The sequence below is a fragment of the Arthrobacter rhamnosi genome (assembly GCF_054510855.1).
On record NZ_JBTNDT010000011.1, the window covers coordinates 33,182 to 45,686 of the forward strand.

Genomic DNA, 12,505 nt, shown 5'->3' on the forward strand with positions numbered 1-12,505 from the left:
CCTCGCCGCACCTACGAAAGCAGACACAGCAGACGATGAGCCCCTTGACCGAATCACCCACGCTCGAGCTCCTTCCCGCCGTCGACGTCGCCGACGGCCAGGCCGTCCGCCTGGTGCAGGGCGAAGCGGGCAGCGAGACCAGCTACGGCGACCCGCTCGACGCCGCGCTCGCCTGGCAGGAAGCCGGCGCGGAGTGGGTGCACCTCGTGGACCTGGACGCCGCGTTCGGCCGCGGCTCGAACCGGGACCTGCTCGAGCGCGTGGTCAAGCACCTGGACATCAAGGTAGAGCTCTCCGGTGGTATCCGTGACGACGCGTCACTGGACGCCGCGCTGGAACTCGGCGCGACCCGCGTCAACCTCGGGACCGCCGCGCTCGAGAACCCGGAGTGGACCGAGCTCGCCATCGCGCGCTACGGCGACGCAGTCGCCGTCGGACTCGACGTCCGCGGCACCACGCTGGCGGCGCGCGGCTGGACCGAGGAGGGCGGGAACCTCTGGGAGGTCCTGCAGCGCCTCGAGGACGCCGGCTGCGCACGCTACGTCGTGACGGACGTGACCAAGGACGGCACGCTGAAGGGCCCGAACATCGAGCTCCTGAAGGAGGTCCTCGCGAAGACCACGCGTCCCGTCGTCGCGTCGGGCGGCATCTCGAGCCTCGACGACATCGCGGCACTCCGTGACCTGGTGCCGCTCGGGCTCGAGGGAGCGATCGTCGGCAAGGCCCTCTACGCCGGTGCCTTCACCCTGCCCCAGGCACTGGACGTGGCAGGACTGCCCGCCGCGGACGCGTGACCGGCCGGCAGCTGCCCGCTCACATCGCGGCGGCGCTGGCAGGCAACACCGCCGATTCCGCCGGCCGGCCCTGGGCCGGGCGGGACCTGTCCGGTCCGGAGAACCCGCTGCACTCCTTCGACGACGACGACGGGGCAGCGGACCCGCGGCTCGCCGAGGCGGTGGCAGGGCTCCTCGGGCCGGCGGACCAGCCGGGGCCGCACGAACGGGCCGTCCTCACCGCCCTCCGGACCGCGCGGGTCTTCATCCCCATCGTGGCCCAGCTCGGGGAGGGCGGGGACACCTCCTCCGGCCTGCAGGCCGACAAGGAGGCGGACATGGCCCTCGTGACGCTGACGGCGCCCGACGGGCGGAAGGCCCTGCCGGTGTTCTCCTCGACGCAGGCGCTCGGGCGCTGGCACCCGGACGCGCGGCCCGTGGCGGCCTACGCCCCGCGTGCGGCCCTCGCCGCCGCGGCCGAGCAGGCGGAGCTCCTGGTACTCGACCCCGGTGCCGACGTGACGTTCGTCGTCCGTCGTCCTGCCGTGTGGGCGCTGGCCCAGCAGGCCGAATGGACTCCGTCCTACGAGGACCCGGCGCTGGCGTCGCTGGTCGAGGTCGCGGCGGACAAGGGGGAGGACATCCTCTCCGTGGCCCTGAGGCCCGGGGCCGGCGTCCTCACGCGGTCGGCCGGCGGTAGCATTGCCTCCGGTGGGGGACCGGGCCCCGAGCTGCGCATGGACCTGCGGCTCCGCGCGGGACTCTCGCCCCAGGAGGTGCGGGACGCCGTGTCGGCCTTCCGTGCGAGGCTCCTGGACCTCACCGAATTCGTGGAACGCGTCGACTCGCTCGACATCAAACTCACCCGCTGACGCAGCCGTCGGCGGAGAAGGACTGGCCGTGAACTTCGCCGTGTACCGGGATCTGCTGCGCATCCGCTCCGTGCGGACGCTGCTGATCGTCGGGATGATCGCCCGCTTCCCGCACTCGGCGGCCGGAGTGCTGCTGACGCTGCACGTGGTGCAGACCCTGGACCGGGGGTACGCCGAAGCGGGAGCCGTCGCTGCGATCGTCACCATCGGCATCGCCGCCGGTGCGCCCTGGCGTGGCCGGCGCATCGACAGCGTGGGCCTGCGCCGCGCACTTCTTCCCTCCGTTCTCGCGGAGGCCGTCATCTGGTCCGTCGCTCCGCACCTGCCCTACCAGTGGCTGCTCGTCGCCGCGCTGGTCGGCGGCCTCTTCACCCTGCCCGCGTTCTCCGTCATCCGCCAGGCGCTCGGGGTCCTGGTCGACGGCGACCGGCGCCGGACGGCGTTCACGCTCGATGCGATCGCCACCGAGGTAATCTTCATGGCAGGGCCGGCTGTGGGCGTCGTCCTGGCCACCCAGGTCTCCACCGTGCTCGGCCTGACGCTGGTGGGACTCGCCACGGCCTGTGCCGGGCTCTTCCTCATGTGGTTCAACCCACCCACCCGGTCGGCGCAACTGCCCGACGACGGGACCGTCCCGGCAGTGGCGCCGGCGGGGATCGGCGAGACCGCCGCGGACCTCATCGGCTCCCGGAACGCCGCCTCCGGGCTCCGCCGCGGTCCCTCGCTGCTCCGCCGCGGCATCAGCCGGGCCTTCCCCTGGCTGACGGTGCCCCTCGTGGTGGTCATGGTCATCGCCGCGGGGGCGGGACTGGTCCTGTCGGGCTCCGAGGTGGGGATCGTCGCCACGCTCGAGCTCTCCGGGAACGAGGGTCAGCTCGGCCTCGTCTTCGTGGCGTGGTGCGCCGCATCCGTGGTGGGCGGGCTCCTCTACGGGGCACTGCACCGACCGGTACCGCCGTCGCTCCTGCTGATCGGCATGGCGCTGCTCACGCTGCCGATGGCGTTCGCGGAGAGCACCCTGTCGCTGGCCCTGCTGTCGATCCCCGCGGGCCTGCTGTGCGCGCCGGTGCTCTCGGCCGCCTCGGAGAAGGTCGCCGACCTTGTCGCCGAGGACAGGAGGGGTGAGGCGATGGGCTGGTACGGTTCGGCGCTGACCTCGGGGGTCGCTCTCGGCGCTCCCCTGGCGGGCGTCCTCATCGATGCCACGGGCCCGTGGGGCGGCTTCATCACGGTGGCCGTGGTCTCGGCGCTGATCGGCGCGGCCGGGTTTGCGGCGCGCGGCCTGGGCCGGCACCCGGCGACCGATCCTGAGCGGGTGGCCCGACAGGTGTAGGTGCCGGGACCACGAAGGCGCCGCACCGGGAACCGGTGCGGCGCCTTCGGCCCGCGGGGGTGGGACTATCGGGTCAGTTGACCGGACCCGTGTACTTCTCGCCGGGGCCCTGTCCCGGAGGATCGGGGATGATCGAGGCCTCCCGGAACGCCAGCTGCAGCGAGCGGAGTCCGTCGCGCAGGGGACCGGCGTGCTGGGACCCGATCTCCGGCGCGGCCGCGGTGACGAAGCCCGCGAGGGCGGTGATCAGCTTGCGCGCCTCGTCGAGGTCCTTGAGCTGCTCGGCGTTCTCCTCGTGCCCGAGCCCGCACTTCACAGCGGCAGCACTCATCAGGTGGACCGCCGAGGTCACGATGACCTCCACGGCGGCCACTTCGGAGATGTCGCGCATCTGCTGGCGGACGTCCTGCTCGGCCGCCGAGGGGCCGGCTGCGTGTTCCTGCTCCTCCGCGAAGCTGCGTCGGGAGGGCGTGGCCGGCCCGACGTCGGAGGCGTGCTGCGGATTGTCGTGTGGGGTGTTCATACTGGTAAGCTTGGCATAGACCAACCGGTCGCTGTTACTTGCTGTGCTCCTTCCGGGAGCCGGAGGCAACGGGCCGGGATGCAAGCGGAGTCCTCTCCCACCCGCGTTTGCCTGGTGCAGCCCTTGGCCGCATTGCAGGTAGCCGGGTCACCTGGTCGGTCCTGCGGACGATCGTGCGGGAAGCCTACGCTTCCGCCGACCCCCCTGAACCGGCTGCCGAGGCCTTCGATTGCGCATGCAATGGGAGGCCTTCTTTCGTTTGCAGGCGGTTCCGGTTTGAGAATCCACAGGAGTCACACATTAGCGAGCCAAGAATCAACGATCGTATCCGCGTTCCCGAGGTGCGGTTGGTCGGACCTGCCGGCGAACAGGTAGGAATCGTCCGTATCGAGGACGCGCTCCGACTTGCTGCCGAGTCCGACCTGGATCTTGTCGAGGTAGCACCGCAGGCAAAGCCTCCGGTGGCCAAGCTCATGGATTTTGGTAAGTACAAGTACGAAGCGGCCGTCAAGGCCCGCGAGGCGCGGAAGAACCAGACCAACACGGTCCTGAAGGAAATCCGGTTCCGCCTCAAGATCGACACCCATGACTACGAGACCAAGCGCGGGCACGCGATGCGCTTCCTCGGCGCTGGTGACAAGGTAAAGGCCATGATCCAGTTCCGCGGTCGCGAGCAGCAGCGTCCGGAGATGGGTATCCGCCTGCTCCAGAAGTTCGCAGAGGACGTCGCCGAGGTCGGTGTGGTCGAGTCGTCGCCGCGGATCGACGGCCGCAACATGGTCATGGTCATCGGTCCGACCAAGAACAAGGCCGAAGCGAAGGCGGAGGCACGCCGGGAGACGCAGCGGGCCGAGGCGAAGGCTGCCAACGAAGCGGTGAAGGCCGGCGGAGAGGTCAAGCGCATCGACACCTCCCGGGCGAGCACTGCCCCGCTGACGCAGTCGCTCGCCGACCTGCTGCCCGAGGGCTACTCGATCACGAGCGAGCCCGAGCCCGCCGCACCGGAGGCTCCCGCCCAGGAAGCACCCGCCGCGGACGTTCCGGAGGCACCCGCAGCGGAGCCCACGGCTGTTCCGCAGGCCACGGAAGCCCCGGTCGCCGCTCCGGCACCGAAGGCTGCTCCGGCGCGGACCTCGTCGGCTCCGTCGCGGACGTCGTCGGCTCCGCGGTCGACGGCCCCACGGCCTGCGGCCGAGCGTCCGGCCGTGTCGCGACCGGCACAGCAGGCGCCGCGCCCGGCGACGGCTGCACCGGCACCACGTCCCGCCGCGGCCCCGGTCCCGAGGCCGGCGGCAGCGGCACCGAAGCCGTCCGCAGCCCCCATGCCTTCGGCCATGCCCAAGCCTGGAGCGCCGAAACCGTCGGCGACGCCCAAGCCTGCCGGCAGGACGGCGCCCACGAGCCCCACCAGCCGTCCGAAGCCCGGAACCGAGGACTAGGGCCTCGGCCCTGTCCTTACGGGCACGTTCGAACACCAGCAGGCACCTTCGGGTGCCGAATTCCGGGTGCAACCGCCCCGGCTATCAAAAGGAGATCGGTTCCCATGCCGAAGATGAAGACCCACAGCGGCGCCAAGAAGCGCTTCAAGCTGACCGGTAGCGGCAAGCTCAAGCGCCAGCAGGCCAACCGCCGCCACTACCTCGAGCACAAGTCCTCGACCGTGACGCGCCGCCTCGCGAGCGACCAGATCGTCTCGAAGGCCGACGCCAAGGTCATCAAGAAGATGCTGGGCGTCTAACCACCAATCCACCCCCTCGGGAAAGCGCACGCACCTGAAGGTGCGACGCTGCGGCTGCGGCCGTGACCGAAGAAGAACAAAAGGAGTACGCACGTGGCACGTGTGAAGCGGGCAGTCAATGCCCACAAGAAGCGCCGGGTCATCCTCGAGCGCGCCAAGGGTTACCGCGGTCAGCGTTCGCGCCTGTACCGCAAGGCGAAGGAGCAGCTGCTCCACTCGTTCGTCTACAGCTACGGTGACCGCCGCAAGCGCAAGGGTGACTTCCGTCGCCTCTGGATCCAGCGCATCAACGCTGCATCCCGCGCCAACGGCCTGACCTACAACCGCCTGATCCAGGGCCTCAAGGCCGCCGAGATCCAGGTCGACCGCCGCATGCTCGCGGACCTTGCCGTCACCGATGGCGCTGCTTTCGCAGCCCTCGTCCAGATCGCCAAGGATTCCCTGCCGGCCGACACGTCGGCTCCCCTCAAGGCCTCGGCCTAGGACCATCGGACGCTGCGGGCCTTCCGGCCCGCGCACCGATACATGATGAGCGCACACGGACGCCCCCAGGCGCCACTAATGACCAACACCCAGGCCGACCGGGTGAAGGAGGTGGCACGCCTGGCCGGGCGTCCGTCGCGTTTAAGGCGCCGGGAGTTCCTGGCCGAGGGGCCGCAGGCGGTGCGGGAGGCCGTGCGACTGCACCTCGACCGGCAGGACGCGGGCAGGGACGGCGTCGTGGTCGACGTGTACGCGACGGCGGAGGCCCTCGAACGGCACACCGATGTCGCGGCTCTCCTCGACCGCGAGGGTGCGCCCTCCCTCCGGCGGGTGACCCCCGACGTGCTGGCGGCGATGTCGTCGACGGTCACCCCTCAGGGCTTCGTGGCGGTCTGCAGGTTCGTCGACGTCCCGCTCAAGGACGTGCTCGCCGCAGGGCCGCGCCTCGTCGCCGTGCTGGTCGAGGTCCGGGACCCGGGCAATGCCGGCACCATCATCCGCGCCGCCGATTCGGCCGGAGCGGGCGCGGTCATACTGACGGGCGCCAGCGTCGACCCCTACAACCCGAAGACCGTGCGGTCCACCGTCGGTTCGCTGTTCCACCTCCCCCTCGTGATCGGGGTCGAGCTGGACGGACTGACGGACCGGCTGCGGGACGCAGGGCTGACGGTCCTGGCGGCCGACGGCTACGGTGGGACGAACCTCGACGACCTGCAGGACGCCAGCGCGGCGCGCAGGTTCGGTGCCGGGGACGACGACGGCCGGGATGAATCCGGACGCGGGCCGGACGAGGGCGCTGCCGGACCGTCGGCGAGCTCGGTACGGCTCGAGGACGCCGGCGCCTGGCTCTTCGGCAACGAGGCGCAGGGGCTTCCCGCCGAGGTGACCGCCGGCGCCGACGCGCGCGTGGCCGTCCCCATCTACGGAAGCGCCGAATCCCTGAACGTCGGGACGGCCGCCACGGTGTGCCTCTACGCCTCAGCCCGCGCGCAGCGCTGATGCCACGTCGCCGGCGACAGGCCGGCCCTGGCCCCGGCGGTCCAGCCGCCCGCTGAGGACGGCGACGCCGAGTCCGAGCACGGCGAGCACTGCTCCTACGAGCGCCGGCGCGGTGAAGCCCCAGCCCGCGGCGATGACGGCACCTCCGAGGGTCGCGCCCAGGGCGTTCGCGATGTTCAGCGCGGAGTGGTTCAGCGAGGACGCGAGCGACGGTGCGCCGGGTGACACGTCGAGCAGGCGCGCCTGCAGGGGCGGGATGAGCGTCGATCCGGTCGCGCCGACCAGGAACACGAAGAGGCATGCGCTCCACGGTCTGGTGGCGGCGAGGGGGAACAGCAGCAGCACGGCCGCGATCGTCGCCATCACGGCGTAGATGCTCCCCATGATGGACTTGTCCGCCAGCCGTCCCCCCAGGACGTTGCCGACCACCATGCCCACCCCGCACAGCGCGACGACGAGCGGCAGGAGCGAAGCGCCCGCGCCCGCCACCTCGGTCATGACCGGTGAGATGTACGAGTAGACGGCGAAGAACCCCCCGAAGCCCACGATGCCGATGAGCAGGGTCATCCAGAGCTGCGGGCGCCGCAGGGCTCCGAGCTCTCCCCGGATGCTCGCACCGGGCCGCACGGGAACGACCGGCACGAGAGTCCTGATGAGGACGAGGGTGCCGGCCCCGATCAGCCCAACGAGCAGGAACATGGAACGCCAGCCGAACTGCTGTCCCAGCCAGGTCGCGAACGGGACGCCGACCACATTGGCGATGCTGAGTCCGAGCATGACCATCGAGATCGCCCGGCCGCGTTTCGCCGGGTCGGCGAGGGACGCTGCGATCACTGCGGCGACGCCGAAGTAGGCGCCGTGCGGCAGACCGGACAGGAACCGCGATACGAGCATCCAGCCGAAACCCGAGGCGAAGAAGGACGAGAGATTGGCGAGCGTGATGACCAGCATCAGGGCCAGGGCCACCGTGCGCTGGGGCTTCTTCGCCCCCAGCGTCGCGAGGACCGGTGCTCCCACGACGACGCCCAGCGCGTAGGCGGAGATGACGTGGCCGCCCTGCGCGTAGTCCACGCCCAGGTCGGCGCGCATGTCCTCGAGCAGGCCCATGATGGTGAATTCCGTGGTCCCGATCGCGAAGCCGCCCACGGCGAGGGCGCCGATGGCCAGGGCCAGCCGCCGGCCTGCAAGGCGCTGGAGCGGAACGGGAGGGGGAGCGGAGGAAGTCATGGGTGTCCTAGCGGCGGGATCGGTCGGGGACGGAGATCGGTCGCCGGAGCACCCTGCATCGGGCGGAGCGGGACGGCGACGCGGACGCCGTCGTCGCCTTCCAGCCTAGGTGATGACCCGATTCCGTCCCGAAATGCAACCACCAACGACGCCCCGCAGAGTCTGCGGCAGAATGATCAGCCCACTTACCGTTGATGGACGACGTTGGTCGAGCAGCGGCCAGTCGATTCTCCTGCTCAAGAGTTCCGCCATGGAAACAACCGTCCGGCCCGCAGCGTCGCGTGCAGCACACCCATCGACCAGCGTGGTGGCGTCATGAGGACCTTCGGAGTGGAGGAGGAGTTCCTCCTGGTGGACGCCGAGACCGGGTATCCCGTGCCGCTGGGCCAGGTGGCCTTCGGCGGGTGCACGGACGATCGCCTCACCTGCGAGATCAAGCAGGAGCAGATCGAGACGGGCACACGGCCGCACACGGACGTCAACGACCTCGCGCTGGACATCGCGCGGTGCCGAGCCCTCGCCGACTCGGCCGCCCTGCGGATCGGAGCCCGGGCGGCGGCCCTGGCGACGTCGCCCCAGCCCGCAGCCCCGCTGGCCTCGCCCGGCAGCAGGTACGAGGAGACGCAGGACAGGTTCGCCCTGACCGCGAGCGAGCAGCTGACGTGCGGCTGCCACGTCCACGTCGGTGTCGAGGACGACGACGAGGGGGTGGCGGTACTCGACCGCATCCGCGCCTGGCTGCCGGTCCTGCTCGCGCTCTCGGGCAATTCGCCCTTCTGGAACGGCACGGACACCGGATACGCCAGCTACCGGTCGCAGGCCTGGAGCCGCTGGCCCATGGCCGGCCCGTGCGACGTGTTCGGAACGGCCGAGCGCTACCACGCCATGGTGAGCGGCCTCCTGGATACTGCCGTTCCCGTGGATCTCGGCCAGATCTACTTCGATGCGCGCCTGAGCCATCACCACCCCACCGTGGAGGTGCGCGTCAGCGATGTGCCTCTACTCGGACGACGCCGTCCTGATAGCGCTCCTGACCCGAGGGCTCGTCGAGACCGCCGTGCGCGAGTGGCGTGCGGGCGGTGCGCCGCTCCCCGTGCCCACCGCCACCGTGCGCATGGCATCGTGGCGGGCCGGCAGGTTCGGCATGGACGGCAAGCTGCTGCTCCGCAGGGGCGAGCTGGGCGACGTCGTCTCGGAAGCGGTCCGGGTGACCAACCTGGCACGCGGAGGGATCGCCGAGCACCACGAGGCGGCACGCCGACCCGCACGCCGGAGCCTCGTGAGGACAGGGGGCTGGGGTCGCGCGTCGTCCTCCTGAGGAGACGTGCGACCGTCAAGGGCGCACGCACGCGGACCGAAGGCTGGAACAACGCACCACCGGATGATTGGATCGAACCATGGGCTGGACACCGCATTCATTTCAATTGCCGCAGAGCGAGCACCTGCGGGAGGACATCAACCTGCCGCAGGAGCCCGAGGCCGAGAGCGCCGCGGAATTCTCGGAGGAGACCTACACCTCGACGGAACTCAACGCAGGGCAGCAGGTCCCCGGACTGAGTCCCCACGGCGAGTACCGGCGCGGAGACAACCCGGAACACCAGACGGCCGCGGGCGGCAAGCTCGCCTCGCCCGAGGAGAGCTGACGGCACCGAGGGGCACCGAGACAGGACGACGGCGTCGATAGACTCGGCGGGTGACGCAACCAGCACCGGACCAGCTCCGCCAGATCGTCGGCGGAGCCGTCGTCGACTCCCTCGACCGTCCGACCCGCCTGCTCGTGGCGCGGCGGACGGCACCGCCGCAGTTCGCCGGGATGTGGGAGTTCCCCGGCGGGAAGGTCGAGGCCGGGGAGACCTGCGAGGCCGCGCTGCGGCGTGAACTCGAGGAGGAACTCGGGATCCAGGCACGCCTCGGTGAGGAGATCCCCGGTCCGGGTGCACAGGGCTGGCCGCTCAACGAGGCGGCCGCGATGCGGGTCTGGTTCGTGGAGGCGACCGCCGGCGACGCAGCGCCGCTGCAGGACCACGACGAACTGCGCTGGGTGCCGTTACACCCCGCCCAGGAGCTGGATGCCCTGCCTTGGATTCCCGCCGATCGACCCATCCTCGTCGCGCTGAGAGCCAGGACGGGACTGCAGGTCCAGGCCGGCGGAGGAAGCCAGCGCTAGAACAACGACTGGCTAGAACAGCGAGTGGCTAGAACAGCTACGGGCTAGAACAGCGACGGGCTAGAACAGCGACGGGCTAGAACAGCGACGCCTGCACGGCGCGGGACGCAGGGGCCGGCGCCGGTGGAACCGGCTCCTGCCCGCCGCCCGGGGACAGATTGCGGAAGAAGCCCGCGCCCGCGGCGAGTCCGTGCTTCCGGCGGAAGATCCGGATCCTGCCCGAGAGCCACTCCCGGTACTCCTTGGACGCGTAGCTCCCGCCGCGGTAGAGCGCCTCGTACTTCGGGACGAGGTGGGGATGGTGGGCGGCGAGCCACTGCATGAACCACTCGCGCGAGCCCGGCCTCAGGTGCAGGGGGCCGGCTGTCACACCCGTGGCTCCAGCGGCGGCCAGCTCGCCGAACAGCCGGTCGAGTGATTCGTCGCCGTCCGTGAGCCAGGGCAGGATCGGCATGGCCATCACGCCGCACGGCAGTCCTGCCTCGCGCAGCCGCGAGATCAGGGCGAGCCGGGCCCGCGGGGCAGGGGTGCCCGGCTCGATCGCCTCGGCGAGGACCGGATCAACGAGTGCGAGCGAGATGCCCATCCCGACGCCCACCGACTTCGCAGCGGCCTTCAGCAACGGGATGTCGCGGGCGAGGAGGGTGCCCTTCGTCAGGATGGAGAAGGGCGTGCCGGAATCGGCCAGGGCCGAGATGATGCCCGGCATCAGCGCGTACCGGCCCTCTGCGCGCTGGTAGGGATCGGTATTGGTCCCGAGGGCCACATGCTCGCGCAACCAGGACGGGCGGGCCAGTTCGCGGCGGAGCACCTCCGCCGCATTGATCTTCACGACGAGCTGCGCATCGAAATCCAGTCCGGTGTCGAGGTTGAGGTAGCTGTGCGTCTTCCGGGCGAAGCAGTACACACAGGCGTGGGAGCAGCCCCGGAAGGGGTTGATCGTCCAGGAGAACGGCATCGACGACGTAGGCGGCACCCTGTTGAGGACTGACTTCGCGGTCACCTCGTGGAAGGTGATCCCGGCGAACTCCGGGGTTCGGACCGTCCGCACCAACCCCGCAAGGGGCAGCAGGGCGGACTCGGCTCCGCCGTCGTCCTGGATTTTCTGGCCTTCCCACCGCATTCCGCAATTAGAACACGCGTACTAATACCGTGTCACCGTGCGTCGATCGCACGCCTAGGCTGGGAGCATGATCCTGCTGACAGGCTTCGAACCCTTCGGGGGAGAGTCCACCAATCCGTCCTGGTCCGCGGCCCGGCGGGCTGCCGGGCTCCTGGCCGGGCAGGGACACGAGGCTGTGGCCGTCGAGCTGCCCTGTGTCTTCGGCTCGAGTATCGACGTGCTCGAAGGCGCCCTCGAGCGGGTCCGGCCGGGGATCGTCCTGTGCGTGGGGCAGGCCGGCGGGCGCGAACGCATCTCCCTCGAACGCGTGGCCATCAATGTGGACGACGCACGGATCCCGGACAACGCCGGCCGGCAGCCCGTCGACGAGCCCGTCGTCCAGGGCGGGCCGGCCGCCTACTTCTCCACCCTTCCTCTCAAGGCGTGCCGCGAGGCCGTCCTGCGCCTCGGAGTGCCCGTCGAGGTGTCGCAGACGGCGGGCACCTATGTCTGCAACCACGTCTTCTACGGCCTCATGGACCTCCTCGCGACCCGTCCCGGAACCCGTGGCGGCTTCATCCACGTCCCGTACTCGACGGAACAGGGCGAGGCCAACCGGCAGCCGGGACTCGCCGTCGAGGACATGGCGAGCGCCCTTGCGGCCATCGCGAGCACGACCGCGGGCAGGACGTCCGACCTGCGGGTTCCTGCCGGAGCCGAGCACTGAGGATCTAGGAGCGCCGTGCCCACCGGGTGGGGAGGACGGCGCCGATCGCTGCTCCGATCGGCCGGAGCGGCTGCTCGCGGTACCCCCCGTCGGACAGCCCCGCCCTCCGCTCGAAGGGGTTCCGTGACGCCGGGTCCCCGGTCCGCAGGAGGGAGTACGCCGCCGCCAGCAGATACGCGGGAAGGAACGGCAGCCCGAGGAACGCCGCGTACTGGCGGGCATGGCGCGCCTCGTGCTCCAGCAGGCGGGTGAAGCCCGCGGAGGCGCCCCGCGGCACGTGTCCCCGCAGCAGCACCACGCTGCCCACCGTGAAGGCGCGGGCCTTCGGCAGCCGGCCCCGGTACCCCTCTGCGAGCAGGACCCCGGAGGGGCCGGCCGACACGCGGCAGCCGGTCAGGGCGGCCAGGGCGAGGCCGCACGGCGTCGACAGGTTGATCCAGTTCAGGAACGGCACGAGCCTGCGCTTCATGCCGTCATCGTACGGGGACGCCGCAGGGCCCGTCCCGCGGACCGACCGGCTCCCGTCGGGGTGGAGCGCCGCCGAACCGGTCGCCTAGACTT

At 70.9% G+C, this 12,505-nt stretch carries 15 protein-coding genes and 1 pseudogene; 12 read left to right on the forward strand and 4 right to left on the reverse strand.

The window, feature by feature from the left end:
* The first annotated feature begins 35 nt into the window (after positions 1-35).
* Genes priA through ACX80I_RS16555 form a run of 3 tightly spaced genes read left to right on the forward strand, consistent with a single transcriptional unit; the run spans position 36 to position 2,978 of the window.
* Positions 36-794, forward strand: coding sequence for a bifunctional 1-(5-phosphoribosyl)-5-((5-phosphoribosylamino)methylideneamino)imidazole-4-carboxamide isomerase/phosphoribosylanthranilate isomerase PriA (priA, locus tag ACX80I_RS16545; protein WP_459346196.1), 759 nt, complete (start codon positions 36-38; stop codon positions 792-794).
* Positions 791-1,645, forward strand: a complete 855-nt coding sequence (locus ACX80I_RS16550; protein ID WP_459346197.1) for an SseB family protein — start codon at positions 791-793, stop codon at positions 1,643-1,645. The genes priA and ACX80I_RS16550 overlap by 4 nt, the downstream gene beginning before the upstream one ends.
* A gap of 28 nt (positions 1,646-1,673) precedes the next feature.
* Positions 1,674-2,978, forward strand: a complete 1,305-nt coding sequence (locus ACX80I_RS16555; RefSeq protein WP_459346198.1) for an MFS transporter — start codon at positions 1,674-1,676, stop codon at positions 2,976-2,978.
* A gap of 73 nt (positions 2,979-3,051) precedes the next feature.
* Here the strand turns inward: ACX80I_RS16555 and ACX80I_RS16560 are convergent, their stop codons facing one another.
* Positions 3,052-3,501 (reverse strand): DUF1844 domain-containing protein, encoded by a 450-nt coding sequence (locus ACX80I_RS16560; RefSeq protein ID WP_459346199.1) that lies wholly within the window; start codon positions 3,499-3,501, stop codon positions 3,052-3,054.
* 341 nt (positions 3,502-3,842) lie between these two features.
* On the opposite strand from ACX80I_RS16560, the gene infC reads away from it, so the two are divergent.
* The 4 genes from infC to ACX80I_RS16580 all read left to right on the forward strand — a co-directional run bounded on the left by infC (position 3,843) and on the right by ACX80I_RS16580 (position 6,721).
* Complete coding sequence (gene infC / locus ACX80I_RS16565) at positions 3,843-4,940, forward strand: translation initiation factor IF-3 (RefSeq protein ID WP_459346200.1); 1,098 nt, start codon at positions 3,843-3,845, stop codon at positions 4,938-4,940.
* A gap of 104 nt (positions 4,941-5,044) precedes the next feature.
* Entirely contained in the window at positions 5,045-5,239 is a 195-nt protein-coding gene (rpmI, locus tag ACX80I_RS16570) for a 50S ribosomal protein L35 (RefSeq protein ID WP_459346201.1), read from the forward strand.
* 93 nt (positions 5,240-5,332) lie between these two features.
* Positions 5,333-5,722: a 50S ribosomal protein L20 gene (rplT, locus tag ACX80I_RS16575; protein ID WP_301230091.1), complete on the forward strand. Its 390-nt coding sequence runs from the start codon at positions 5,333-5,335 to the stop codon at positions 5,720-5,722.
* A 45-nt stretch (positions 5,723-5,767) separates the two neighbouring features.
* Positions 5,768-6,721 (forward strand): TrmH family RNA methyltransferase, encoded by a 954-nt coding sequence (locus ACX80I_RS16580; RefSeq protein WP_459346202.1) that lies wholly within the window; start codon positions 5,768-5,770, stop codon positions 6,719-6,721.
* Here ACX80I_RS16580 and ACX80I_RS16585 read toward each other — a convergent pair.
* Positions 6,701-7,948, reverse strand: coding sequence for an MFS transporter (locus ACX80I_RS16585; RefSeq protein ID WP_459346203.1), 1,248 nt, complete (start codon positions 7,946-7,948; stop codon positions 6,701-6,703). The genes ACX80I_RS16580 and ACX80I_RS16585 overlap by 21 nt on opposite strands.
* Positions 7,949-8,263: 315 nt before the next feature.
* Between ACX80I_RS16585 and ACX80I_RS16590 the strand changes: the two are divergent.
* The 4 genes and pseudogenes from ACX80I_RS16590 to ACX80I_RS16605 form a co-directional block, all read left to right on the forward strand.
* Positions 8,264-8,890: pseudogene (locus ACX80I_RS16590) on the forward strand (carboxylate-amine ligase); the annotation flags it as partial.
* Between the two features lie 49 nt (positions 8,891-8,939).
* Complete coding sequence (locus ACX80I_RS16595) at positions 8,940-9,266, forward strand: hypothetical protein (protein ID WP_459346230.1); 327 nt, start codon at positions 8,940-8,942, stop codon at positions 9,264-9,266.
* Positions 9,267-9,372: 106 nt separating this feature from the next.
* The gene (locus ACX80I_RS16600) at positions 9,373-9,591 is read left to right on the forward strand and encodes a hypothetical protein (protein ID WP_087072173.1); all 219 of its coding nucleotides are present in this window, start codon (positions 9,373-9,375) and stop codon (positions 9,589-9,591) included.
* 50 nt (positions 9,592-9,641) lie between these two features.
* The gene (locus tag ACX80I_RS16605; RefSeq protein ID WP_459346204.1) at positions 9,642-10,115 is read left to right on the forward strand and encodes a (deoxy)nucleoside triphosphate pyrophosphohydrolase; all 474 of its coding nucleotides are present in this window, start codon (positions 9,642-9,644) and stop codon (positions 10,113-10,115) included.
* 76 nt (positions 10,116-10,191) lie between these two features.
* On the opposite strand, the gene ACX80I_RS16610 is transcribed toward ACX80I_RS16605, so the two are convergent.
* A complete protein-coding gene (locus ACX80I_RS16610) occupies positions 10,192-11,238 on the reverse strand; it encodes an Rv2578c family radical SAM protein (RefSeq protein WP_459346205.1) in 1,047 nt (348 codons plus the stop codon).
* Between the two features lie 67 nt (positions 11,239-11,305).
* On the opposite strand from ACX80I_RS16610, the gene pcp reads away from it, so the two are divergent.
* Positions 11,306-11,944: a pyroglutamyl-peptidase I gene (gene pcp, locus ACX80I_RS16615; protein WP_459346206.1), complete on the forward strand. Its 639-nt coding sequence runs from the start codon at positions 11,306-11,308 to the stop codon at positions 11,942-11,944.
* 4 nt (positions 11,945-11,948) lie between these two features.
* On the opposite strand, the gene ACX80I_RS16620 is transcribed toward pcp, so the two are convergent.
* Positions 11,949-12,413 (reverse strand): eCIS core domain-containing protein, encoded by a 465-nt coding sequence (locus ACX80I_RS16620; protein ID WP_459346207.1) that lies wholly within the window; start codon positions 12,411-12,413, stop codon positions 11,949-11,951.
* Positions 12,414-12,505: the final 92 nt, after the last annotated feature.